We start from the raw sequence: 23696 nt of genomic DNA, 5'->3' as shown, positions 1-23696 counted from the left end.
AAGCTGCTCAGTCCGCCGCCACGGCTTCGTAAATATCGTCCTCTTGGGCCGTATGCATGCGCACCAGCGTTTCGATCGCCTCGATCACACGCTGGGCATCTCGAATAAGATAGCGGTCGATCTTTTCTGACGGCAGGTCGGCCGCGATCCGTGCGAGCAGCCGCGCAAGGTGCAGGATCTCACGATGCGCGCGGCTCATGGCAGAGAGGCCGTGGCGTTCGCGCAGCACCTCCGCAATTTTCGGATAGACGCTGCCCTCGTCCTCGCGCTCGTGCTTCACTACACTGCCCTGAACGAGGCGATCAGCCTCTTCGATCAAGGCCGCAGCGGCGTCTGGCGGCACATCGTCGATCGCATCGACGATCTTGCGCAGTCGGTCGAGATCCCCGAACAGCGCCTGATGGTCGTGATGCAGTGCTAGGCCCTCCTCTGCGGATATCCGGCGACCGGCGCTCCCATGGGCTGGAGTGAGCGCCCGCAGCGCGTTCAGGATGACGGCAACATCGATCACCTCCTGCACGATCGCCGCCGGCACGGGATCCAGCCAGCCAACGGTAGCGGCCACCATGGCAGCTATCGACAATCCCATGCCAATAATGACGCTTTGGAGAGCGATACGCCGTGCACGCTGCGCAATTATGATCGCTTCGCCGACGCGATCAAGCCGATCGGTAAGGATGACCACATCCGCCGCCTCGGACGAGGCGCTCGCGCCGCGTGCGCCGAGCGCGACCCCGATATCGGCCACGGCCAGTGCCGGGGCGTCATTGATGCCATCACCGACCATGATGGTCGGATGCAGCCGCTGTTCAGTGCGCACCGCCTCGACCTTGTCCGAGGGAACGCGGTCAGCCAGCACGGCATCGAGGTCGAGCGCTGCTCCGATTGCCTGCGCCGCTGCGGCACGATCGCCTGTGACCATGACCATTCGTACGATGCCCGCATCGCGCAGCAGCCGGATCGCTCGCGGCGTATCAGCCCGCAGCTCGTCGGCCAGCAGCAGCGCACCGATCGGAAGGCCGTCCACGGCGACAAAGACGATCAGCGCCGAGCGCCACGATGCGCGCCGGATTGCCCGCAGCTCCCACGGCGACAGCTCGGCATGTGAGCGAAGCAACTCTCGCGAGCCCGCGGTTACCCGGCGGCCGTCGATCAGGCCGGACAAACCGGTGCCCATGGTTTCTTTGACCTGTTCGGGCGCTTTGAGCTTGAGGCCGCGATCGACGGCCGCAGAGACGACGGTCTTGGCGAGGACGTGATGCGAGGCCTGCTCAAGCGAGGCCCCAAGCGTGAGGACCTCGTCCGGATTTTCCCCCGGAGCGACTTCAACCGAAAGCAACCGCGCACCTCCAACCGTGAGAGTGCCGGTTTTGTCGAAGAGCACGGTGCGCGCACGAGCCAGCGCCTCCAGTGCCCCTCCTCCCTTGACCAAGATGCCGCGACGGGCCGCTTGCGCTACGCCGGCGATGAAGGCGACAGGTGCGGCCAGAATCAGGGGGCAAGGCGTTGCCGCCACCAGCACAGCGAGGCTGCGGGTCAAATCACCGGAGATCCACCACGCCAGGAAGGCGGTGACGAGCGTCACGGGAAGAAAGATCAGCGCATAGCGATCGGCCAACCGCACAAAGGGGGCCTTCGCAGTTTGCGCCGCCGTCACCATGCGCACAATACCAGCGTAGGTACTCTCGCCAGCCGGTGCGGTAACGGTCAACTCGAAGGTCTCACCCGCATTCAGCGAACCGGAAAGAACGGCGCTGCCGCGTGTCTTCTCGACCGGGATCGGCTCGCCCGTAACCGCGGACTCGTCGATGGTCGCCATGGCCGAACGGACGATGCCGTCGACTGGCACGATCTCGCCGGCCCGTACCAGGAGCTCTTCGCTGACCAAGACCGCCTCGATCGGAACCTCTTCGATCCGCTCGCCAGTCTTGCGATGTGCCCGGCGCGGCGCACGATCGACCAGTGACCGCAGGTCGTGCTCAGCCCGCGCGATCGCGATATCCTCCAGTACGTTGCCACCGGAATACATCAGCGCCACCACGGCGCCGGCAAGCGGCTGGCCGAGCGCCAATGCCGCGCTCATCGACAGGAGCGCAATCGCGTCCACTCCCAGTCGGCCGCCCAGCAAGTCCCTGACGATCGAGACCGCCAGTCCACCTATCACGGGTGCCGTGCCGATTGCCCATGCGAAATCGGCCAGATCAGGACGGCCGGCAGCTCGCGCAAGGATACCCGCGGTTAATCCCGCGATTGCGATTGCAACCAGAGTCCATCGTAGAACCCGCTCAAACGACATGATCTCATTCCAACACTACCTGCATCATTCTCTTCCGAAACAAGCTCCGTTGCTTGAGCAGAATCAATAACAAGTCTCGAACACTCGCCTCCAACGAACGCAGCCATTCGCAAGGCGCCGATGAGCTAGGTCAAAATCTTTCCGAGGGTTCTGGCAGATGCTCTCAAGAGGACGACCACTGGGTCTCCGGTTTCACCCAAAGATGCTGTCTATTGTCCTTGAACGAATATTTTGGTCTCCTGGAGATGCTCAGACCTCATCGCGGCGGAGATTGTTTCGGCTTAGTTGGTTCCTGAATTGACTTCATGTAGTTTAGGACAGCCTCTGCATCGTCCCTGTTGAAGCGGAAGGTCGGCATGGAGGGATGAATGCTGCTATAGCCATCCTGTAGTCGTTGCAGGAAGTCGCTGTCATAGAGTTTGGTTTCGCTGAAGCTGCGAAAGGGCGGCGCTTGCCTGTTGGGACTCGCGCCGGTCCTACCAACTGAGTGACAGCGGGCGCACAATTGTTGCAACAGCTCTTTGCCATGTTGCTGCTCCTCATCGCGCGCATGGGCGCAGGTGCTCGACCCGAGACCTATTGTCGAAAGTATCAGCAAGCATCGCATCATCGCAGTCGTTCCCGCGAAACAGTTCACCAACGCGAGGTAGCCTTGCCGTAGACGTAGAGCGCAACCAGCCCGACGGTCACCACCGTCGAGAAGATCAAGATATTTCGATCCCAATCGACTCGCTCCTTCTCGGCTCTTCTGAAAGCGAGAGCCGTGAATAGGGCTTTCAAGGCAAATCGGCGCATCGAAGCAGCCCTCCCAGTCCACACGATGTCACCGCCGTTCAAAGCCAGCTTGATGCAGCTCAAAGCATGAGGTCGGTTGGCGATGGGGCCCGCTATAGCGACAAGCATAACTGCCAAACAGCGCTCCCTCCGAGAGCGATTGGCGCAATTGCGCTCAGGCGTATGGCAGGCCCACTGCGCCTACGCTTGGCGGCCGGCTTCCTCGATACTTGACCTGCCTCAAAACGTACACGCTAGTTCGGGGCTAAACTGGTCTAAATCGGAGGCGACCAATGGACGAAACGTTCAGGCGGAAAATCCTTCGGCTTCTGGATCAGCACCGGACGACGAGGATCGCTACCCTACGATCTGACGGCTGGCCCCAGGTGACCACTGTCGGCTACGCCAATGATGGGCTCGTCATCTATTTCCTTTGCGGAGCGGACAGCCAGAAGGCAGCTAACCTGGCGAAGGACGATCGGGTCTCGCTAACGGTGGATGACGATCCCACGCAAGTGATGGACATCGTGGGCCTATCGATGGCGGCACGCGCGAAGCTCGTAACGAATCCCGCCGAATTCGAAAAAGCCTTGCGCCTCCTGATCTCGCGGTATCCGAACCAGAAGAGCCTTGATCTCCCCATGCCGAACACTTCGGAGGTCTGCGTCTTCCGCCTGACACCCACGATTGTCTCCCTGCTCGACTACTCAAAGGGATTTGGACATACCGACCTGATCGCGTGCTAAAGAGCCGCATCCTGCGCTAAGGGCGGGTGCGCTCGGTCATTCTGCTTTCTTTCGCGAGAACAGCTGATCGGCAGGCGGTTTTGGCGATGAGATGCCCGCTGGCGCTCGCGCGGTTGCTGTGAGTGCCCCAACCGCGAGTCGAGACGGAACATGTTCCGCAGCATGCGAGTCAACATCAGCCTCGTGATCCTGATCGCGCTATTAGCGTTGTTTCTCGTCCGCGTGCACAAGGCGGACGGATCTAAACTTGCTGCAGACAGCGCGTTTGAAGGACGTCGCCTCGCGGAAGCATGGTGCAAGCCGTGTCATGCAATCGAACCGCACATGCCGGGAATGTCGGATCAGGCACCGGGCTTCGCGTCAATCGCAAACAGGTATGGAACGACGGCACTTTCGCTGAAAGTGTTCCTGAAGACCAGCCACCAGAACATGCCGAACCTCGTCATCGCGCCCGATCAGGCCGACGCTCTCGCGAATTACATCCTTAGCCTAAAGACTCAAGACTAGAACGTTGATCGGCGCGACCATGACCCTAAGCTCAGATCTTAGCGAGCCTGGTCGGCTTGCACGGTCTCGAAGAACGCAACGATCGCATCGATCTGGTATTCGACGAGCTTTGGCTTAAGCATTGCCTGGTTCGGGCCTACGCGACGGTGGTTTGACGTCAATAGCTCTCGGAGATAGTTGGCTGAAAAAGATGGCCGGCTGGCAATTTCGCTGAAGCTTGGCGCGGGGACGCGAAAGGCTGGTGTTTCCCTTGAAGCATCCGAGACAATGTGACAGAGGCCGCAGGTCCCGCGAGCGAGCGCGCGACCCTGCGCGATCTGATCCGCGAACAGCTGATCGCTGAACGGCGAGTTAACCGGCACCTGGATGGTGATCGAACTGTATCCGCTGGCGCGGTGGCAGGCATTGCATCCGTTCGTGAGATCCGAGTAAGCCTTGGCGAAAGCTGCACCATCCTTCTGTTGAATCGCGCGATCCAGAGCTTGCAGCTGTTCGGTAGTTTGGGACGAGCGCAGGCCTTCGGAGGGAGGCGGCGTTGCCTTCCGCAAGCTTGCCTGGATTTGTCGAAGCTCATAATTCGCCAAGTCCCAGTTGCCTAGCTTTCCGGCCAACCATAATTTGATGTGTTGGAATTGTATCGCGATCATAAGGTCGGACAGTTGGGACGACGTGCTGCCAGCCGACAAGTTCACCTGTGCTCCCGCATTAAATTGCGGGAGCATGGCGACAATCGCGGCGACCATCAGCGTCCGAAACTTCATGCCAGCGCTCGAGATGATGAGGCGATGCATTAACCAAGGACATCGAACGATTTCCTTGTCGATCCGCTCAAGCGGAACTGATCAGACGAGCAGGTTCGTAAAGAATGGTTCGGTGATCCCAGCGACTGACGACTCTGTTCCATCAGAAGCGACGGGGGTGACAAATTCGCTCTTGCAGATCCAGCAGCGCCAGAGCTCTTGCGCCTCCTGAGCATTGACGCGTTCGTGCCACTCGAGGTGTACTAACCTGGAACCACGGCGAGGGCATTTTTCATCATGCGGTGTTGAGACCGGTGCCATATAGAACCTCCCTCGTGTCCGATGCGCAGCATGCGATCTTGGCAGTATGGCGAAATGATCTAGATCAACGATTTGCTCGTTCTTCCGGCAGCTGACGTGGAGGCGACCTTTGAGTTGCGCCTCGGCGAAATTGCGGATGATCATAGAGCCCCCTTACGGCGATTGGAGCATGCGACATCCGTTGTTGAGCTGGATCAATGCGGACCCGAGGAATTGGGGTTTGTAAGCATGCCGACCTCCTCTTCAGAAGCCCGGGGTTGATTTGCATTTCGCTCCGCGACGTCGACAGGAGAGCCACGATGTCCAGCAAAATTCATGCCGACGATCTGACCGCGGTTGTGCGCTACGCGCTCGAAACCACCCGTGCCACGATTGTCTGTCCTTTCCACGATCGGGTTATCATCCGCGTCGGCGACGATGCCGCCGAGAGCCATGCCTTTGAGCGGGCGAAAAGAATCATCAAGAGCGATGGCGAGTTCTGGGCATCGGACGTCCTCAGGGAAGAATTCGGCCGTCAACTCGGCGCCGCCACAGATGGCCGATGCCCGGAGTGCGATCGGAGAGATCCCGGCACCTGAAGACACGGCCCGGACTTGACTCGCGGTCTTCACTCATCACGGTGCCGGACGATCCAACAGACCTGTTCGCGCTTCGCAATTCCATCTGCTCGCCCGCGCCGCCCATCCCAGCGAACAACAAAGTGGGATCGAGTCGGAGGGTTCCGCGCAAACCGTGGCCGCAACCAGCCGGATCGCCAGTGCGGTACAGGCGAGAACGAACAAGAGCGACAGCCACGATTAGATTAATTGATTAGGCTTCGACGTACGGGACGGCGAAGTTGTCGCACATTGAGGTGAACGCTTGTTTTGCTTCAGCACTCTCGAAGCAAAAGTGCGTCCCTTTGTCGCCACGGTCTATCCACCAGTCGATTTGTCGTCCTCGTGCAATGCGGAACGCTTCTGCACGCAATTGATCTAATTGCCTTCCGTAGGCTCGAACAATCACACAATCTGCCATTTGGACGCTCCATCAACTAGCCAACCCCACTGGGCGTCAATTCCTTTTGGCGTTTGCCTTGAAGCATTTTGATTAGAAATCATGCGGCCCTTGACTGCACTTCTAGTGCCGTTCAGCTTCGGACTCTTGCTCCATCCGCAAGATGCGCGCTCGTAGCGCGTCGAAGGTTTCTTCAGCAGCCTCGCTAAACAGCGGATCCTCATGATTCGTTGAGGCCGAAGCGATCTCAGTCCAATCTGAAGGCTTTAGAACCCTAAGGGCGGCGGGGAAGAAATCGCGGTCTTCGATCATGATGTGACGCCGCTCGCTCTCTACGAAATCGCGCACGATGTTGTCCACATCTTGCCGAAGAATCTCCCGATCCGCCAGAACACTGTCGATCGCCTGAGCGACGCGGCGCAAACGCTGGGTCCATTTTTGGTGTTCAAGCGTTAGATCGCCAACCCTTGCCGCCGCGGCTTGATCTCGAAGCTTTAGCTTGGCAAAGACCAATTCTTCTTGGGGATGATGATACAGCTCCGGATAGAGCTCGAAGTAGCTGATGATCGCGCGAATGACCTCATAGTCGGGGTGGCCCCCGCGATCGAAAATCTCAAGCTCGCGCTCAAGCACGGCGAGCAGCATCTCAATGTTGCGGTGTTCCCGGGATAGACGCTCAATGATCATTGCGACCTCCAATGGACCATTGAATGATGGAAGCTATCTTGAAAGCGATCCCAGTTTCTTGCGCTAGATCAAACACGGACGACCGGTCGTCGCGTCGTCTGGGACGACATACTGCTTTCTCGAGGGTCGAGGTAGCCGCGGACCGCGGCAAGACCGAATGCGCCTGACGGCACACGAGGTCTCGACGTCTACACCGTGAGCTCGCGCGAAGGGGAGCTTCGGCTTGAGCGAAGGGAAAGACCTTTCGTCTCCGCGCATATCCAATGACGGTCACCACCACGCATCGAGGTCGAGGGCGACGCCGTACTCGATGCTCGACGTAATGCACAGGCAGTGACGGCCTACGCCTAGTGCGGAAATGGTCGGCTTGCCATAAACCTTCGTATAGGTCCGTGCCCCCTTTAGGTGCTCGACGCTTCCCTACGTTCAATTGAGCCGCCGATCGCGATCGTCTTAGCTAAGTTATGCGGTAACGCTCTCGCTATCGCTGCCCTCCTTGGGGCGTTTCCTCCCTAGACTTGGGCCGCTTGTGGCAACGCAGGCGGCCTTTCTTTTTGCCCATCGGTTTCTCGGGTCCCTCGGGGGCCAGGGGCAGGTGCCGGGACCGCGCGACCGCACCACTTCGGTATATTTGCAGTTTCCGTTTTTCGGGTTTCGTATGCTGAATTTCGCTTTGGAGGTTCACGCGAGATGCGGCGCACTGATCTGACCGAGGCGACGATGCAAGGCTGGGCGCGGCTAGACGCAGCGCGGCGCCAGCGTTTTTTCGAGGCGTTCCTGGCAGCCGCGCCGCGGCTCGACAGGCTTGAACTGCGAGCCTGGCTTCGGCGGCGGCTAAAAAATCCACCGCTCGCCCCTCCGTTCCATCCGGCTCGCTTGATTGGGGATGCCGACATTGCCCTCGTCCTGAGGGCGACGGGCGAAGCTGATCGCGCCACCGACAGTTGACGATCCCTACGAGGACGAAGCCCACCGGTTGTGGGCGATCAAGCAGCGAAGACGGACGTGATCCGGCACATCGGCTAGGGCGCGCGTACTCTCCAGTATCAGTTGACCTAGGAAGGCGCTTGCGCAGCGCTTCCAAGGCAAGTCGGACGTGGTGCGCGGCGTCGCGATCAGCGGTTTTCTCTATGAACTCAAGCGCCCACATCAAGTATTGCATCGCGGCGACGGCGTCTGGATCAGGGCGGATGGTCATAGCGAGTTCACCGTATAGCAATTCTGTCTGCTCGACATCGTTCGGGTCGCATGCGCGAAATGCGCGAGTGTGGGTCACCTAAGTTCAAAAGTGAACCGCCCACGGCTTCGCAACGGTTTGTTCACCTTGGTGCAGGGAACACTCGAAGCGGCAATAGCCGGGCCTCATTTCGCGCTGAGTATCAGACCGCTGCTGCTGGGGGCCAAACGGAGATGTCCGATGGGTGTGGCAGGCTTGCGCTTCGCGCAATTGAAAAGATCGCTCCGTGTTCGAGCGGCCCCTGTCGGCCTGCTCCAAGAGTTGCCGTTTGTCTGCGCGGTGGTGGTTGCAGTCGGCTCGACAGTCATGATCGTGATCAAGCTCTGCAAGGATTTGCCGGAGTGAGGCGGGCCGACCGCCAAGGCGCTCATGCAGCCCTTTGTGTACCGATCGGCATATAAATTAGCCTAGATTGCGCGATTGCAAATATCCTCAAGGGGCGCAGTCGCGCGGTCCCCGCGCTTGGGGCGCCCTCCACAGGACCCTGATGAGGGTGAGGGGTGTGGGGAGGTAACCATCGCCAGCGCCGCTTGATCTAGATCATGACTTGCTAATCAGGCGGGGAACACGGTGCAATTTCTAACAATGGTTTTAGGGGGAAAGCTGATGTTTATGATCAAATGTCGTCGGTCTTCGATCCTCTGCGCTGTGCTCATGCTGTTTCTTTGGAGCGCCACCGCCTCACCTTCGCAAGCAGATACCGGTACGCTTCGAGTAGTCTTCGGCAAGGCAGGTCTAGTCGCTGCAGTTGGAAGCGGTGAAGGCGTCCTCACATTCCATGGCAAGCGCTATGCCTTCATCGTTGCAGGTGGAAGCGTCGGCGCGACCCTTGCTGCCTCGACGAGTGTCCTGCGTGGCACGGCTCTCAACCTCAATAGTCCGGCTGATCTCGCCGGGACCTACACTGACATTGGCGGTGGTGCTGCCGTTGCGGCAGGCGTCTCTGCCGTGAAATTACGCAATGACAAGGGCGTGGTGCTTGAGCTTCGGGGCGCCAAGCTCGGTGTAGAGGTTTCCGCCAACGTGGCCTTGATAACCATTGCGACGAAATGATGCTGCACAGCGGTGTTAGCGAGGTTACCGATGTGGGTCCTGATGTACGTCTTCTCCTACTCAGTTAGTCCAGCCGCTACAAACGACAGAGCGGAATGGAGGCTGCTCCCAACCGTGGTGTTCCAGGAATTCTCAAATGAAGAGCGCTGCAACGCGGCCAAATCAAAACTCGAGGGCAGCTTGAAGGAGGCAGGAACCAAGCTGAGAAGTGGTTTGGAAGACTTGAAGAGCCTTGGTAAGGCCGACCCAGCGCAGATCATTATTGCCTTCAACGTGGAGTGCGTCCCGAAATAAAGGCCCCCGGGATTGGTTCGTCGTTAGGTTGAACTCAATAAGGAAACAACGGGAGGACCCCAATGATCTACAAGAAAATCCTGATTGCGACGGACGGATCGGAGTTGGCGGACCGCGCTGTGGCGCATGGCCTCAAATTGGCGAAAGAACTCAAAGTCCCCGTAGTTGTTGTGACCGTGACCCCTATGTGGTCGGCCTTGGAGATCGCGCACGAAGCGAGGCTCACCAAGGCCAATCCGATTGAAAGCTACCAAGGCTCGGCAGCGGCGTGGGCCCAAAGAATCCTGAACGAAGCCGACGAGCAAGCAAAGGCGGTTGGCGTCAACTTCGAACTCGTTCACGTACCAGAAAGCGCTCCCGCCGAGGGGATCATCGCAACGGCTGAGAAGCAGGGTTGCGATCTCATCGTGATGGCCTCATATGGGCGTCGCGGTTTAGGGCGCTTGGTACTCGGCAGCCAAGCCAATGAAGTCCTCGCGTACAGCAAAGTGCCCACCCTAATCGTGCGTTGAGTTCAGTGAGGCCGGTCAGCGTCGAGGTCGCAAGAAGCCTGCACAGCGCGCCGGGAGCGCCGGGCTACAGGACACCGAGCGGGCAGCGCCAGCGCACGGGCGACCCCACCTTTACGTCACACCTTTGTAGGTTGATAGGTACGCCAACCTCCATTGAGCTACGGGCGCGACGGCCTGTTGCCGATAAACAATCGCCGGGATTGGCTAGACAATCCGTTAAAAACCTTTGGCCCATCTGCGGTCCGTTGTGGCGCCGAGACAAAATTAAATGATTGATTTTGTTGAAGGGTGGGACTTCTGCCGGGCCCACCAAGAATATCAGTATCTTGCTTGATCTTCGTTGCCCGCACCGCGACGGCCGCACCAGAAACGTCCACTTTTCGTTCGTGCACAGTCGTAAGGGTGTCCGGCAGCTCGCCTGCTGAACAGTGGATGCGACAGTGCACCCACGATCCTCGCCTCCCCGGCCGACGGAGAGGGACTGACGGAAGCAGTCTCTACTTTGGCGATAATGTCGGCCATCTCCGGCAAAGCGGAAGTCCGCCATAGCGTCAATCAAGTCCGCTAAGGGCCACAAGCTGCCGCCGAGGTTCACAGGGCCGCGTGTCCGCCACAGGGAACGAGGCGGCACACCGGGTTCATTCGGGCAACCCCGCTTTCCGAAGGCCCTCAGTCATCAGCTTCGCGTTTGATTGTCCGCCCCGAGCGATCCACGAAGATATTGTAAATGCAGGATCGATCTCAAGCAGACGCGCCGCCGCCTCACGGGCCTCAACGACGCGTCCGAGATGGGCGAAGGCGGATGCGAGACAGCGGTAAGCTGGCGAATAGGAGGGGCTCTGACGTTGGGCTTTCTTCCCTGCGGCGATTGCTTCGTCAAAGCGACAAAGCTCGATAAAGGCGACGCCCATCCCAGAAAGCGCTCGGTGTAGGCGCGGGTCTACCGGGCTCACGCGAAGGGCGTGTTCAAAGCTCCGGATCGCTTCCTCCGGCAGCCCCGCAATTCTATAGACATTGCCTCTGCAGTTCCATGCCCAATATGAATTGGAGTTGAGCGCGACCGCCCGGTCAGCCATTTCGATCGCGCTTTCACAGTCGCCGACGTGGTACGCCGAGATTAGGCAAGCCCATGCTAACGTTTCTGGATCGTTATCGTCGAGGCTCAATGCCAAGCGAAGAAGCCGAACTGCTTCGTTGCGGTCGCGTTGAGGATCGATGGCATAGCCGAGAAGGACGTTGTGCCCGTGGCCGGCACCTTCCAGAGCGGCGGCGAGGCCAAACCCAGGGTCCAACTCCAGCGCGCGATGAGCCAGCCTTATCGCCTCAGCCACCCCTTCGCGGGTCGGAAGGTAATACTGTTGCAGGGCTCGGAGATAACAATCATATGCGGTGAGGTTCTCCGGTCGCCGCCGCGTCGCTATCTCAATTTCCGTTTGAAGCAACTTTGGCTGAATAGCTGAGACAACGGCGACCGTCACTTCGTCCTGAAGTGCAAAAACATCCGTCAGGTCACGCTCGAACCTGTCCGCCCAAATGTGCGCGCCCGTCACCGCATCAATCAACTGGCCTGCGATGCGAACCTTCCCCGCTGCCTTGCGCACTGACCCCTCAAGGACGTAGCGCACCCCAAGCTCGCGTCCGACCCGCTTTACATCGACGGCCTTACCTTCGAACGTAAAGCTCGAATTGCGAGCGATCACGAACAACCACTTGAACCGCGAGAGCGCCGTGATGATTTCCTCAACCATCCCGTCCGCGAAATACTCCTGCTCGGGGTCGCCGCTCATGTTCTGGAACGGCAATACCGCAATCGAGGGCTTGTCGGGCAGCGCCAGTGCGGGCTTTGACAACTCCACATGACTTTCCGAGGCGACGGCGGCGCTAGAAGGTCCATCCTCTTCACGCACCGCACCGACGAAGCGGAAGCCTTTCCTCGGCAATGTTTTGATTAAGCGCTGCTTCTCGCCCGTGTCGCCGACTGCGCTACGAGCGGCATTCAGCCGGGTAGACAGTGCTGCATCCGAAACGCTGCGCCCATTCCAAACGGCATAGATGAGATCGTCCTTGCTGACGACGCGCTCCCTGTTTCGGATTAGGTATTCGAGTAGATCGAACACCTGTGGTGTAATGGAAACGACCTCTGCCCCGCGATGCAGTTCGCGCCGGTCGGTGTCAAATGCGAACTCCTCGAAGCGATAGCGCAAGTTGCCAGCCCCTCACGTAGCCTCCCATCGCAGAAAGGCATCTTCGCACACCCAAAGAATAAGCCGCTGGTATAAAAAATGTAAGCCAATGGTTGGGCGGGTTTTGAGCCGTGGTATCTCATCTGATGCAGTGGAGCCCGACTTCCGGTATGGGTTAAAAGGCGAAGAACTCAGCGTGAGCAAATCTCGTCCGCTACGCCCCACTAAGCTGACCTCAGTGAGGGTGTCGCCACTTCGCTGATGGGCCACTAGGAGACATGTGTCCCTGCCCAGCGATAGCGGATATCGTTGCAGTTATTTGTCGAGTTGTTCTCATCATGCCATGCGCGGCTTGGTAGTTGGCACCAGTACTGTTGCACCATTTGGCAACAATCGAAGGTAAGCCGCGGCCGAACCCCGCAAGCTAGAAGTATGCTATACTGAAACGATCGGGATAGACTTTTCTGCCGTAGTCCAAAATTTGGCTGGCCGTCAATCAGACAGTCGGTGGAGCCAATGCAGCAGATTGCGGAGTGGCTCGATACACTTGGCCTAGGGCAATACGCGCAGCGCTTTGCCGAGAACGACATTGATCCAAGCGTTCTGCGCGAACTGACTGACAATGACCTCGAAAAACTTGGTGTCTCGCTCGGCCATCGCAAAAAGATGTTGCGCGCGATTGCGGAGATCTCTGAGACCGGACGAAGACCCGTGCGTACTCCCTGGACCTCGGCCGAGAGACGTCAACTCACGGTGATGTTCGCTGATCTAGTTGGCTCGACGGCGCTCTCGACAAGGCTCGACCCGGAGGATTTGCGGGAAATCATTGGTGCGTACCACCGCTGCTGTGCCCAGCAGATCGAGAAATTTGGCGGATTCGTTGCAAGATATATGGGCGACGGCGTGCTCGCATATTTCGGCTATCCGCGGGCGGATGAAGACGATGCCGAGCGCGCTGTAGGCGCCGGACTGGCATTGGTCGCGGCCGTGACGGGCCTCGATGCCGGTCAAGGGGTAAGATTGCGAGCACGAATTGGGATTGCCACTGGTTTGGTGATCGTCGGTGATCTCATCGGGGACGGCCCATCGCAGCAGTGCGAGGTGGTCGGTGAAACCGCCAATCTGGCCTCGCGGCTTCAGGCGCTGGCCGAGCCGGATACAGTGGTGATCGACGGCAGCACCCGCCGCCTCATCGGCGGCCTCTTCGAATATTTCGCTCTCGGGAGCGTGTCCATCAAAGGCTTCCGCGATCCGGTGCCGGTCTGGCGAGTCATCGGTGCGAGCGCGGTCGATAGCCGCTTCGAGGCCTTGCGCGTAGCCAGAACCCCACTACTCGGTCGTGATGAGGAGATCGAGCTGATCATGCGCCGCTGGCAGCAGGCAAAACGTGGTGATGGCTCGGTCGTGCTGATATCGGGTGAGCCCGGCATCGGCAAATCGCGCCTTGCCGAGACCGCGGTGGAGCGGCTGAGCGATGATCCACATATTCGCTTGCGCCGTTTCTGCTCGCCACATCACCAGGACAGTGCACTTTTCCCGACCATATCACAGCTCGAGCGCGCAGCAGGATTCCGGCGTGACGATACGGACCAGCAACGTTTGGACAAGCTCGAGGCGTTGCTCACGGAGGCAAACGCGGACCTTAGCGAGGCCGTTCCTCTGATCGCGGACCTGCTGTCCGTGCCAACAGGCGATAGCTATCCACCTCTCAGCCTCACGCCGCAGAAGCGCAAGGAGAAGACGCTCCAGGTCCTCCTAGCCCAGCTCGAGGGACTGGCAACTCGCCGGCCCGTGCTGATGGTGTTCGAGGATGTGCATTGGATCGACCCCACCTCGCTCGACTTATTGGACCTCGTCGTCGACCGGGTGGCCACCCTCCGGGTCTTGCTGATCATCACTTTCCGGCCCGAGTTGGCGCCGCCCTGGACCGGGCGCTCGCACGTGACATCGATGAGCCTCAGTCGTCTGTCGCGTCCACAGCGCGCCGAGATGATCATGCAGGTGACCGGCGGCAAGGCGCTGCCCCAAGAGATCGCCGAACAGATCATCGATCGGACCGATGGCGTACCGCTGTTCATCGAGGAATTGACCAAGGCGGTGATCGACAGTGGCATTCTGGCCGACGCTGGTGACCGCTTCGATGCGAGGGAGCCCGTGCCTCGACTTGCCATCCCTACCTCGCTCCACGCCTCGCTCCTGGCTCGTCTCGATCGCTTGGCGCCAGTCCGGGAGCTGGCGCAGATCGGCGCCGCTCTCGGGCGGTCGTTCTCGCATGAACTGATCAGCGCGGTCGCAGCGATGCCGCAGCAGCAGGTAGACGGGGCCTTGACGCAGCTCGTTCGCGCCGAACTGGTTTTCCAGCGGGGGATCCCGCCTGATGCAGAGTACACCTTCAAGCACGCGCTGGTGCAGGACGCAGCCTATAGCACCATGCTGCGCGGTCGACGTCAGCATATCCATGCCCGCGTTGCGACGACGCTAGAGAGCCAGTTCCCTGAAATCGCGGCCGCTCAGCCGCAACTCATGGCCTACCATTGTGCCGAGGCCGCCTTCAACGACAAGGCGGTCGGCTATCGACTCAAGGCCGGCCAGCAGGCGGTCGCGCGGTCGGCGATGACGGAAGCGGTAGCGCAGTTGCAGAGGGGTCTCGAACTGCTGGCGAACATGCCCGAGGAGTCGCGGCCCGTGCAGCACGAACTCGACCTGCAGATTGCCCTCGGGCGGGCTCTGATGGCGGCTAGGGGGTATTCGGCGCCGGCGGTGGCCGATACCCTCGACAGGGCGCGAGCACTCGCGGAGCGGTTCGATCGACCGGATCGTCTCGCTCCGCTGCTCTATTTCCAATGGGGCTTCCATTCGGTTCGGGCCGAGCACAAGCTGGCGGTATCCCTTGCCGAGCAGATGGAGAAATTGGGCGACACAAGAAACGATCGAGCCACTCTGCTGCTGGGTCGCTATATCCACGGCGCCAGTTGTTACTATCGCGGGGAGTTTGTGACAGCACGCGGCCTTCTTGAGCTGTGTGACGGCTTGAGAGATCCCGCCGCTCGCGCGACTTGTGCCGCCATAGCGGTGGCCGATCCGCACGCGGCGAGCCAGGCTCACTTGGCGGTGACATTGGCGCTTCTGGGCCACATCGATCAGGGACGCGCGCGCGTCGACGAGGCGTTAATGGAGGCCCGTTCGCTCGACCATCCCTTCACCGTGGCCTTTGTGTTGAGCAAGGTGTGTGCAGTGGAGGCGGCCGCTGGCTTGCCGCTTGACGCATTGCGGCATGCGGAGGAACTGCTGTCCCTCTCGAACGAGCATGGCTTTCCGCTCTGGTTGGGTCTCGGACTTCTCCAGCGTGGTCGCTCGTTGACAGCACTTGGACAAGCGCAGGACGGCATCCCGTTGCTCGCGAAAGGGCTCTCGGTGCTTCGTGGTGCCGGAGCTGTCGTGCACACGCCGCGCGCGCTTTGTTTTCTCGCCGAGGCTCACGCCAAGGTCGGGAATCTGCAGGAGGGGCGGAACTGCCTCGTCGAGGCTGCGCAGCTGATCGAGACGACCGAGGAACGATCCAGTGAAGCCGAGCTGTATCGACTGCGAGGCGACATGGTGAACGCGCGAGGCAACCAAGCAGCTGCGGAGCAGAATTATCATCGAGCGCTCGCGGTGGCCAAGCGCCAGAGTGCGAAGACGTTTGGGCTGCGCGCTGCGACCAGCCTCGCCCGCCTGTGGCGCAACCAAGGCAAGTGCATGGAAGCTCACGACGTCCTCGCGCCGTCGTATGGCTCGTTCACCGAAGGCTTCGACACGCCAGTCCTGAGGGACGCCAGGGCGCTGCTCAACCAGCTGGCATGACAGTCCCGCCTTGCGCGTCGCGGGAGAGCTGCTACTTGCCCACATTCCAAGGCTGGACGCCTCTGGTCTACGATCTCATTCAGGTGTCGTCGGCGGCGCGCAGAGCGTAGGCATCGGATCCCATTGCCCGCATGCGCTTCATGCCGTCAGAATGACCGCTTCGGGTCACCAGCGGTAATGCTCTGACTGACAATAAGATTTCCGCTTGGCCTCAGAAGCTGACGTCTAGGCCGTTATGAGTACACGCCCTAGTCACTCGCACTTGAATCGGCCGCTGTCCAAGCGGCGTGGAGAAGTATGTTCCGATCGCTGCTACTACTTTTCTTCTTCGGTACCTTGCTGCTCGCGCGCAGCTTTCTCCATATTCTCGCGATTGCGATCGGTATACATTTTGAGCGGATACTTAGCGGGATTCCACTTCGGCAGCTTTTTCGCGTAATCCCTCGCTGCCTCATTTGTATCCCAGGCGCCTTGTTGGCCTAAATCCAAGCCGGGGGGTGCGGGGTCAGCGGCAATCTTCTTGCCTGCTCGAAGTGGTTGCGATCCGCGCGGCTGATACTCGGTTTGCATCGGCGTGCCCTTGTTGGTCAGCTTAACCGGGGCGGTCGTCGCAGTCGGCTTGCTTGGCGCCGCTACAGCAGCGCCGCCTTTGCCTCCGATCCGAGTAACAACTATCGACCCATACGTCATTACGCCGTCTGACTGTAGCGTATAGATATAGGTGCCAGCACTGTTTGTATAAGTCAGACTGTTCCCACTGCATGTCCAGGTGCCTTGGACGCAGAAAGGATTGCCGGTACAGAGCGCCTGGCCGTCAGGCTTGAGAGTACCGATGTTGCTCGTACCGTGCTGCCAGGTACCAACGAACTTGCTGGCGCAGGAAGATGGTGGGGCTGCCAATGCAGGGCTAACAACAAGCGCGAACGCAACAACTACTCCAACCAGCGGCAACGTCATTTTCCACCTCTGCAAAGCAACAATCAGAAAGCACGCAGTGTGTCACGGGGATCACCCCCCGATCAATAGCACTCGGTCGCTTGAAGGAGCGCGGCCGCAAACAAGGTAACTGGGGCAAGTTTTGGGGACGAAGGGCGATCTACAAGCGGGGCTGCCCGGAGCCTCTCGACGGTCACCTGCTCCGCCCGACGCCGCTCATTCTACCTATCCCCGAAAGCGCCTCCAGCCCCGCCTCAATGGCTGTGATATCCTGCTCGAGTTGATCGATCGATGACCGGCAGTCGAAGCCCGTCCTGGCTTTCAGGTCGACCGCCAGGCGACGGCGGTGCATCCTCAGATCCCCGAGCGATTCGCGGTCTTGAAGTCTCGCGTAGCCGTCTACAATCAACTCAATCGCACTCGACATAGCTATCACCCATATCAAAAATTCGGATTTCCAATTGAACCGGGCAGATAAACGGTAGCTCTTCCAGCGCGCCAATAGCGACCGCCCGGACGCGGAGAGTTCTCTTCATAAGCGCAAAGCGCCAACCTACCGCACCATCGGACATCTCCGGTTAGCGCCCAGCGGCAGCGGCCTTACTCTTCAGCGCGAAACGATGTTCGGCTATTGCCTATTCGGATGTATCCCTGGATCAAGGTGAAGGAACCCTTGGAAGTCTCGCGTCTGCTTGGCTCTCAGATGCGGGAGGTTGCTGCATGTCGGCCCTGGGCCATGAACAGACATGGCCTCACCTGTCGCGTTAGCGCCGAGCTCTGACCGCTGCTGTCCTAATAAACCAGGCTAGTGCCGGGCGGCTTCTCTAGCGCGGCGGCCAACGACCGGTACTCCTCGCAGCCAGTCCCGCAAATGGATGCAATCCGGCCGAGATGATAGAGCGCTTGCTCGCGGTTGCCCCGCTCGAGCTGCCACAGTCCATAATACTGCCACGTCAGCACGTGGTTCGGATCGGCCTTGAGCGCGCGCTCGTACCAGACCTGCGACTGCTCGTAGTCACCGAGCTTGCGGTAGGAGTAGCCGATGAGGTTGGCGACGTTTGGATTGTCGTCGTGGCCGAGCGTTTTCAATTGCTCAATCGCAGAGGCATAGTCAGTGCGGTCGTAGATCGCCGAATAAGCTGCGCGATACCCATGAGCAAAGGCGGGGGCGTCGAACAGGGACTGCTTGGCCTTTTTGGTCTTGGGCGCGTGAGTGGCCTTGGCGCCCGACCGCTTCGGGTATGACGAAGGCGGATAAGCGGAGCGTTGCCCCATCCCGCTATAGTCTGCATCACTGCCACCTGGCTCAGTGCCCGGGGCCGCAACAGCCGAAGTGACCGAGAACGCATCGATCAGCGCAATCGAACACGTTGCCAGCATCGCAATCCTGATCATCAAGTTGGCCATATAAGCCTCCTGCAAGCTACGCCTTCGAGCTCTCACTCCAGCCGAACATGTTAACTCCGGCTTATCTCAAACATTTCTGGAATGGTATTTAGAAAAACGAGATTTGGTGCGACAGCAATGTTGTCTTATGAGCCGGTCAATGTCCGCAGCGGGTTAAAAGCTGACGGTGTCCGCCCAAGAGACCGTGGCCTCCTATCGCTCGACAAGCGGACGTAGCTAGATTCAGTCCCGTTTCCGTTATCGCTCAGACGTATCAAGGAGCGCGTCTCGGGCGTTGTCTCGATGCGAGATGGCCAAAGTGCGCGAGCATCTTCCACTTGCCTGGTGGTTCCGTCGATCAACAAGCCCGACCAATCAGGTCTTCTGGCGAGTTCGATGCAATTGAACTCAATCGGATGAAACCCGAACTCTATGAACGTTTTGACGGAATTTTTCATCATGTCCGAAAGGATTGCACACTCATCGGTTTGCGATTTGCCCGACGGGTCAACCGCTATTTCGGGTGCGGCGGTGACCTGAGTTAAATGTCACCGGGTGCTCTTGAGAAATGACTCGACGCCTAACTCTCGATTGCGGAATCGCTTGCCTTGCCTCAACTGACAGGTATCCTGCTCGATACAGCGAGCATCCTCTATTAGTGCCCGGCAGCCATGAAGGAATTCCAGCTCGGCATTCTCTTCGTCCACGGGATCGGCACCCAGCCGGCGCGCGATACGCTGGTTCGCTGGGGCGACGCGCTGCTCAAGGTCATCAGGCGGGCAACGGCGGAAGATCCAGGCCGCACCACGTCGTTCGTGACCCGGGCGGATCGCGGCGACCGGTCCGGCGACAAGCCCGCCGAGGCGGTCGTCGAGTTTCGCTGCAAGGACAGGGTTGACGGCGAAAAATGGCTCATCGCCGAAGGCTGGTGGGCGGAGAGCTTTCCTTTGCCGACTTATTCGGAGCTCGTGTCATGGAGTCTTCGCGCGGTGCCGTGGGCCATCGCGCTGCACATTGCGCAACGATTCTGGCAGAGCAATCCGAAGGCGTCCAGGATTGCATTTTCATTGGCGTTCGCAGACGCCGTTCTACGATTGCTCATTGCCATGGCATTGATGCCGATCCTGATGGTCCTGCCGGCCTTGACGCTGATCCTAGGCCTGGTTCCGCAACTGCGGTCCCTGATGCTGTCAGCCCAAACCCTGCTCCTGGGCACGATCGGAGACAGCCTTGCCTTCGTCGAGAGCCCGCTGCGCGCCGCGCTCATACGCGCCCCGATTCTGGACGGTCTCGCGCGACTGAAGGACCGCTGCGAACGCACCGTGATCGTTGCGCACTCGCAGGGCGCGGCCGTCACCCTCGATGCGCTCGGCGGCATCGTCGACCGTGACGAAACGGCCGAAAGCATGGGGCCGTCCAAGAGCTCCCCGCTCCCCGATGCGCTGGTGACGTTCGGGTCGGGGGTCAACCAGCTCGTCAGTCTGAAGGTCCTCGCGGCCGGAGGCCTGGAGAAAGACTCAGGTATCAACGCGGCGTCCGTGGCTGCCATGACGACACTGGGCGTGATCGCATTGCTCGTTATGCTCTTCGCGGGCTCTCACTCGCACGCCATCAGCATCGGACAGTTGGTCCAGGCCTCTTTGGTCATGGCGGGGGCTGGCGTCCTGGGCCTGGCGCTCGGTTATATCCTGAGGCTGCTCGACGGCGTGCGGGACGGGGTCAAGAAGACCGCCAAATGGACGGCCATGATCCTCGTCACCGTGCTTCTGACATTCGTCAGCATCTATTTCAGGAAAGCGTACCAGGCCGTCATGAACCTGCCGGTTGCTCAGGTCGGCCTCCTCGGTGTTCTCCTGGCGAGCTTGGTCTATGCGATGCGAACGATCCTGTCGCCCATCACACAGGCTGCGGTGACAAGTCCGGTGCGTTACCCCAGGGGATTGTCCCGGTGGCTCGATATCTACGCGTCAAAGGATCCGGTGCCGAACGGACCGACCAGGATCGAAAAGGCAAACGCCAATTTGACATCGGTGCAGGTCTGGAATCGCGGCGCGGCCCTGTCCGACCATACGACCTACTGGGAAAACCTGGACGGATTTGTGCTCCGGGTGGCGCGCGTGTGCGCCGAGACGGCCGGGAGCCGATGGCAGGACAAGCTCGCGCCTTCAACGCAGGAAACCTGGCGCGATCAGTGCGCCGCGCGACGGGTCCGCATTCTGCGGTGGACACTACGGCTCAACCTGGTGCCCTGGGCAGTCATCTTTTTCGTCCTCTGGAGACGATACGGCACGCGCCTGCCCGTACCCTTCAGCCTTCCCTCATGGTTCTGGGACTGGGGTTCCGGGGTCGAGCAGTTCATCACGCTCGCAGGTTCGGTCGTCCTGGGGGCATGGATCACGGCCGGCCTCCTGCGTTGGCGCTGGAGCGCCTGGGTGCATGCGGATCAGGAGGCCGTGCTGGCTCGAAAGTCGGCGGAGGATGTTGGCGAGCGAGCCGACCCGTTCAGCGGCCAGATGATCATCCTCTGGCTGCTCGGCTGGCTGGCTGTTTCGCTCGCTCTTGGCCTGGAGGCCGAAGCGACCTCGCTGCTTTCCGATCCCGGCGCCTGGCTGTTGGCATCGGGCATGCTCATTCCAATTTGGGCCTTTGCTGCTCAAACGTCCTCAGTCGTAGACTGGCTGTTGCCGGTGCCGAAGCAACCGTGTTCGGATGACGAGCGTGCCGGGCCCACGGCGACGGACGGAACGGCGTCTCCTGCCTGAGCGGGCAGCAGCGCCCGCCAGCGAAGCGCGCGAGCAGTTCGTCACCGGCTGTGAATGCAAAGGCGCGGCACGGGGATCAAACGTTTCACGCCGACGTTCTTACCCCGCGACGCGGGATTCCACAGGAGCGAGCGATGAAAACGGAGCGTCAAAAAATGCTCGCCGGCGAGCTCTATTTTGCGCCGCTGTCCCTCTCGCTTGCTCAAGCGCCATACCATCGATCTGACATATCAATGGCGCTATCGGTTACCTGCTTGGTTGCGGTCAGCACTCGACTTACACTCCCAGAAGCTCGTGCTACTAATCTCGCCTCCGACTTCATTGCGCTCCGGCTGTTGCGACGCGAGGGATGATGGCCAAGCTGATCCCGATGCCTAGCCTAGAGCCGGCATAGAAGCCGGTAAAGCCGTTGGCCGCATCGGCGCTCGCGCCAATACATCGGATTACTGCCGCCTCTTTCAACGGAATCGGCCAGAAGCGGATTTATACGCGCGGCAATCGGCCTGCTACTCGATCACCTCGTCGGCGCGCACCAGCAACTCTGGAGACACTGCAATGCCGATCGCTTTTGCGGCGCGCTGGGGGCCCGCGATCAACCGTTTCCTGGTTCTCAGCCGGCGGGCGTATATACCGTCTCCACCTGCCACGAACCGGGAGGCTGGCTGTGCAGTTGCCAGAACTCTTCGGCAACGGCATTGGCGTCTTTGCTGTTCATGACGAGGCCTGCGACGGTAACGGTCGCGACGTGGACGCCGTTTTCCTGGAGCGGCTTGAAGATGCCTTGCGCCAGCGCGCGAATACCGGCCTTCCCGATGCTCAGAGAGAGATAATCCGGGTGCGGCTGAAGGGCGAAGCCACCGCCTGTGAACAAGATGGAACCTGAGCCGCGTGCGATCATGTTAGGCGCCGCAGCTTGCGCAGCGACCATCGCACCACCGATATTGACGGCGAGATCATAGTTGAACGTATCGCGCGGCTGATCTGCCAACGTGGCCTTTCGCAGCGAGGCCGCATTGAAGTGCAGAACATCTATTCCGGTGAACTCGCTTTCAACCTGCGATACGAGCGCTGCGACGCTCGACGGTTCAGCCGCATCGACCGTGCGCACGCCGACCTTATGACCCTTCGCCTCGAGTTGCCCCGCAAGCTCCTTTGTCTTGGTCTCATTCCGAGCGCTCAAGATGACCCGGAATCCTTCGCTGGCAAACCGCTCGGCTGTCGCCAAGCCCATACCCGGACCAGTGCCAATGCTAAGAAACGTCTTCATGATCTACCTCCTCGATAATGGGACAACCCCACGTGTTCATCTTCGGTCGACGCAAGGAAGCGCTCGAGGTGCAACGTTTCAACGCGGCCGGCGAATCGAAACGCCTGCTGACCAAAAGGTTGCGTCGCACTTCGCTGAGCGCGCATTGCCAATTTCACCTCAAGCGGCGGAGCGGGTTGTTGATAGGGTCTCAATGAGAATTCGGACGAATTCTTCCGGACACTCCAGCGAAGCAATATGTCCGGTGTCCTTTAGGACAATCATCTTCGCACGCTTGATCCAAGCCCGGTTCGCTTCGCGCTCGGCCGGGCGTGACCAATCATGATCGCCATAGACAAGCGTCACCGGGACGTCAATTCGACCGTAATACGATCTCGCCGCGACGTAGCTCGGAAGGCCTTTATAAACGCCACGTGCAACGGTGGAATAGCCCGGCCGTCTGCCACCCTTCACTAACTCGTCGATGAAGTCCGGCGGCAGGCTGCGCGGGTCACGAAAGCCGCCTTTCAGGATACCAGCCAGACTGGCCCGGCTCTCCATAGCGGCGAAAATCGGCCCGATGAGGGGCGCGCGAACGTTTTTAATAATGACCGACGCGAGGAGGTTCGCCCGCTCCACGCCCGGCAAATAGTCGTAGGCATTGAAGGCGACGACCTGTTTCACGCGATCACCAAGCACCGCTGCCGTCGTCAATGCCAGTGTGGCGCCCAACGACTCGCCAGCCAGAGTGACGTCGCGCAGGTCGAGCCGTTCGATGAAATTGACGATATGCTCTCGCATCGCCGGTTCTCGATAATCGGCGCTCGGAACGATTTCCGACCAGCCAAATCCCGGATAGTCGAACGCGTATACGGTAAAGTGATCGGTGAGTTTTGGGATCACCCGTTGAAATAAGTCGAGCTGTGTACGGATCGAATGCAGCAGCACCAACGCCGGGCCCTGGCCGGCCCGCAAATAGCGGACCTTTGGACCGGTGGGGGTTAACGACAAAAACTCCGGCTTCTGATCAGGCCACCAGCGGAGCGTATAGTCGAACTCATTTTGACTAACCATGATCGTTCTCGTTCGCTAAGTCTGAAGTCGAGTCGACCGCAGTGCATCATTGTGATCGTTCGCCAAGTACCGCGGCGGGGGAATGCGCTGCTTGAACGGGTAA

At 59.8% G+C, this 23696-nt stretch carries 20 protein-coding genes; 10 read left to right on the top strand and 10 right to left on the bottom strand.

All coding sequences use genetic code 11. The features are described 5' to 3' along the window. Positions 1-7: 7 nt before the first annotated feature. The gene (locus tag AB7290_RS07280) at positions 8-2296 is read right to left on the bottom strand and encodes a heavy metal translocating P-type ATPase (RefSeq protein WP_208070084.1); all 2289 of its coding nucleotides are present in this window, start codon (positions 2294-2296) and stop codon (positions 8-10) included. Between the two features lie 256 nt (positions 2297-2552). After that, complete coding sequence (locus AB7290_RS07275; RefSeq protein WP_414643298.1) at positions 2553-2903, bottom strand: c-type cytochrome; 351 nt, start codon at positions 2901-2903, stop codon at positions 2553-2555. A gap of 460 nt (positions 2904-3363) precedes the next feature. On the opposite strand from AB7290_RS07275, the gene AB7290_RS07270 reads away from it, so the two are divergent. Beyond that, positions 3364-3816, top strand: a complete 453-nt coding sequence (locus AB7290_RS07270; protein ID WP_028153137.1) for a pyridoxamine 5'-phosphate oxidase family protein — start codon at positions 3364-3366, stop codon at positions 3814-3816. Positions 3817-3966: 150 nt separating this feature from the next. Further along, positions 3967-4323: a c-type cytochrome gene (locus AB7290_RS07265; protein WP_038944690.1), complete on the top strand. Its 357-nt coding sequence runs from the start codon at positions 3967-3969 to the stop codon at positions 4321-4323. A 38-nt stretch (positions 4324-4361) separates the two neighbouring features. Here AB7290_RS07265 and AB7290_RS07260 read toward each other — a convergent pair whose 3' ends face one another. Then, the gene (locus tag AB7290_RS07260; RefSeq protein WP_354080148.1) at positions 4362-5084 is read right to left on the bottom strand and encodes a hypothetical protein; all 723 of its coding nucleotides are present in this window, start codon (positions 5082-5084) and stop codon (positions 4362-4364) included. 599 nt (positions 5085-5683) lie between these two features. On the opposite strand from AB7290_RS07260, the gene AB7290_RS07255 reads away from it, so the two are divergent. Further along, a complete protein-coding gene (locus tag AB7290_RS07255; protein WP_028153140.1) occupies positions 5684-5962 on the top strand; it encodes a hypothetical protein in 279 nt (92 codons plus the stop codon). Positions 5963-6503: 541 nt separating this feature from the next. Here the strand turns inward: AB7290_RS07255 and AB7290_RS07250 are convergent. Then, complete coding sequence (locus AB7290_RS07250) at positions 6504-7067, bottom strand: hemerythrin domain-containing protein (protein WP_085400595.1); 564 nt, start codon at positions 7065-7067, stop codon at positions 6504-6506. 690 nt (positions 7068-7757) lie between these two features. Here AB7290_RS07250 and AB7290_RS07245 point away from each other — a divergent pair. The 5 genes from AB7290_RS07245 (at position 7758) to AB7290_RS07225 (ending at position 10163) form a co-directional block, all read left to right on the top strand. Next, a complete protein-coding gene (locus tag AB7290_RS07245; protein WP_161495800.1) occupies positions 7758-8015 on the top strand; it encodes a hypothetical protein in 258 nt (85 codons plus the stop codon). 469 nt (positions 8016-8484) lie between these two features. Continuing rightward, the gene (locus tag AB7290_RS07240; protein ID WP_231143427.1) at positions 8485-8649 is read left to right on the top strand and encodes a hypothetical protein; all 165 of its coding nucleotides are present in this window, start codon (positions 8485-8487) and stop codon (positions 8647-8649) included. A gap of 261 nt (positions 8650-8910) precedes the next feature. Further along, complete coding sequence (locus AB7290_RS07235; RefSeq protein WP_354080151.1) at positions 8911-9357, top strand: hypothetical protein; 447 nt, start codon at positions 8911-8913, stop codon at positions 9355-9357. A 30-nt stretch (positions 9358-9387) separates the two neighbouring features. Then, the gene (locus tag AB7290_RS07230) at positions 9388-9651 is read left to right on the top strand and encodes a hypothetical protein (RefSeq protein ID WP_231143429.1); all 264 of its coding nucleotides are present in this window, start codon (positions 9388-9390) and stop codon (positions 9649-9651) included. A gap of 62 nt (positions 9652-9713) precedes the next feature. Continuing rightward, entirely contained in the window at positions 9714-10163 is a 450-nt protein-coding gene (locus AB7290_RS07225; protein WP_441253367.1) for a universal stress protein, read from the top strand. A 638-nt stretch (positions 10164-10801) separates the two neighbouring features. On the opposite strand, the gene AB7290_RS07220 is transcribed toward AB7290_RS07225, so the two are convergent. Next, positions 10802-12367, bottom strand: coding sequence for a winged helix-turn-helix domain-containing tetratricopeptide repeat protein (locus AB7290_RS07220; RefSeq protein WP_354080156.1), 1566 nt, complete (start codon positions 12365-12367; stop codon positions 10802-10804). 495 nt (positions 12368-12862) lie between these two features. On the opposite strand from AB7290_RS07220, the gene AB7290_RS07215 reads away from it, so the two are divergent. Further along, positions 12863-16189, top strand: coding sequence for an adenylate/guanylate cyclase domain-containing protein (locus AB7290_RS07215; protein ID WP_354113101.1), 3327 nt, complete (start codon positions 12863-12865; stop codon positions 16187-16189). Positions 16190-16504: 315 nt separating this feature from the next. Here AB7290_RS07215 and AB7290_RS07210 read toward each other — a convergent pair whose 3' ends face one another. From AB7290_RS07210 to AB7290_RS07200, 3 genes are all read right to left on the bottom strand, one after another. Continuing rightward, a complete protein-coding gene (locus tag AB7290_RS07210) occupies positions 16505-17146 on the bottom strand; it encodes a hypothetical protein (protein WP_354080794.1) in 642 nt (213 codons plus the stop codon). Positions 17147-17318: 172 nt separating this feature from the next. Further along, positions 17319-17552, bottom strand: coding sequence for a hypothetical protein (locus tag AB7290_RS07205; RefSeq protein ID WP_231143434.1), 234 nt, complete (start codon positions 17550-17552; stop codon positions 17319-17321). A gap of 365 nt (positions 17553-17917) precedes the next feature. Next, entirely contained in the window at positions 17918-18532 is a 615-nt protein-coding gene (locus AB7290_RS07200) for a tetratricopeptide repeat protein (protein WP_354080792.1), read from the bottom strand. Between the two features lie 650 nt (positions 18533-19182). On the opposite strand from AB7290_RS07200, the gene AB7290_RS07195 reads away from it, so the two are divergent. Further along, positions 19183-21273, top strand: coding sequence for a hypothetical protein (locus AB7290_RS07195; protein ID WP_231143436.1), 2091 nt, complete (start codon positions 19183-19185; stop codon positions 21271-21273). A gap of 610 nt (positions 21274-21883) precedes the next feature. Here AB7290_RS07195 and AB7290_RS07190 read toward each other — a convergent pair. After that, positions 21884-22540 (bottom strand): SDR family NAD(P)-dependent oxidoreductase, encoded by a 657-nt coding sequence (locus AB7290_RS07190; RefSeq protein WP_208084725.1) that lies wholly within the window; start codon positions 22538-22540, stop codon positions 21884-21886. A gap of 159 nt (positions 22541-22699) precedes the next feature. Further along, positions 22700-23593 carry an alpha/beta fold hydrolase gene (locus AB7290_RS07185; RefSeq protein WP_208084724.1) on the bottom strand — a complete coding sequence of 298 codons (894 nt, stop codon included), beginning with the start codon at positions 23591-23593 and terminating at the stop codon, positions 22700-22702. Positions 23594-23696 lie beyond the last annotated feature (103 nt).

This window comes from Bradyrhizobium sp. 613_E4_N2_2, assembly GCF_052075995.1.
Taxonomy (GTDB): Bacteria; Pseudomonadota; Alphaproteobacteria; order Rhizobiales; family Xanthobacteraceae; genus Bradyrhizobium; species Bradyrhizobium barranii.
The sequence above is the reverse complement of the archived record's forward strand: the minus strand, read 5'-3'. Positions and strand labels throughout refer to the sequence as shown.

Excerpts from the sequence above, each read along its gene's own strand:
- AB7290_RS07230 (WP_231143429.1), top strand. The coding sequence starts at position 9,388 with ATGTGGGTCCTGATGTACGTCTTCTCCTACTCAGTTAGTCCAGCCGCT.
- AB7290_RS07205 (WP_231143434.1), bottom strand. The coding sequence starts at position 17,552 with ATGTCGAGTGCGATTGAGTTGATTGTAGACGGCTACGCGAGACTTCAA.
- AB7290_RS07200 (WP_354080792.1), bottom strand. The coding sequence starts at position 18,532 with ATGGCCAACTTGATGATCAGGATTGCGATGCTGGCAACGTGTTCGATT.
- AB7290_RS07260 (WP_354080148.1), bottom strand. The coding sequence starts at position 5,084 with ATGAAGTTTCGGACGCTGATGGTCGCCGCGATTGTCGCCATGCTCCCG.
- AB7290_RS07225 (WP_441253367.1), top strand. The coding sequence starts at position 9,714 with ATGATCTACAAGAAAATCCTGATTGCGACGGACGGATCGGAGTTGGCG.
- AB7290_RS07195 (WP_231143436.1), top strand. The coding sequence starts at position 19,183 with ATGAAGGAATTCCAGCTCGGCATTCTCTTCGTCCACGGGATCGGCACC.
- AB7290_RS07265 (WP_038944690.1), top strand. The coding sequence starts at position 3,967 with ATGTTCCGCAGCATGCGAGTCAACATCAGCCTCGTGATCCTGATCGCG.
- AB7290_RS07215 (WP_354113101.1), top strand. The coding sequence starts at position 12,863 with ATGCAGCAGATTGCGGAGTGGCTCGATACACTTGGCCTAGGGCAATAC.
- AB7290_RS07185 (WP_208084724.1), bottom strand. The coding sequence starts at position 23,593 with ATGGTTAGTCAAAATGAGTTCGACTATACGCTCCGCTGGTGGCCTGAT.
- AB7290_RS07190 (WP_208084725.1), bottom strand. The coding sequence starts at position 22,540 with ATGAAGACGTTTCTTAGCATTGGCACTGGTCCGGGTATGGGCTTGGCG.
- AB7290_RS07240 (WP_231143427.1), top strand. The coding sequence starts at position 8,485 with ATGGGTGTGGCAGGCTTGCGCTTCGCGCAATTGAAAAGATCGCTCCGT.
- AB7290_RS07275 (WP_414643298.1), bottom strand. The coding sequence starts at position 2,903 with ATGCGATGCTTGCTGATACTTTCGACAATAGGTCTCGGGTCGAGCACC.
- AB7290_RS07280 (WP_208070084.1), bottom strand. The coding sequence starts at position 2,296 with ATGTCGTTTGAGCGGGTTCTACGATGGACTCTGGTTGCAATCGCAATC.
- AB7290_RS07210 (WP_354080794.1), bottom strand. The coding sequence starts at position 17,146 with ATGACGTTGCCGCTGGTTGGAGTAGTTGTTGCGTTCGCGCTTGTTGTT.
- AB7290_RS07250 (WP_085400595.1), bottom strand. The coding sequence starts at position 7,067 with ATGATCATTGAGCGTCTATCCCGGGAACACCGCAACATTGAGATGCTG.
- AB7290_RS07245 (WP_161495800.1), top strand. The coding sequence starts at position 7,758 with ATGCGGCGCACTGATCTGACCGAGGCGACGATGCAAGGCTGGGCGCGG.
- AB7290_RS07235 (WP_354080151.1), top strand. The coding sequence starts at position 8,911 with ATGTTTATGATCAAATGTCGTCGGTCTTCGATCCTCTGCGCTGTGCTC.
- AB7290_RS07255 (WP_028153140.1), top strand. The coding sequence starts at position 5,684 with ATGTCCAGCAAAATTCATGCCGACGATCTGACCGCGGTTGTGCGCTAC.
- AB7290_RS07270 (WP_028153137.1), top strand. The coding sequence starts at position 3,364 with ATGGACGAAACGTTCAGGCGGAAAATCCTTCGGCTTCTGGATCAGCAC.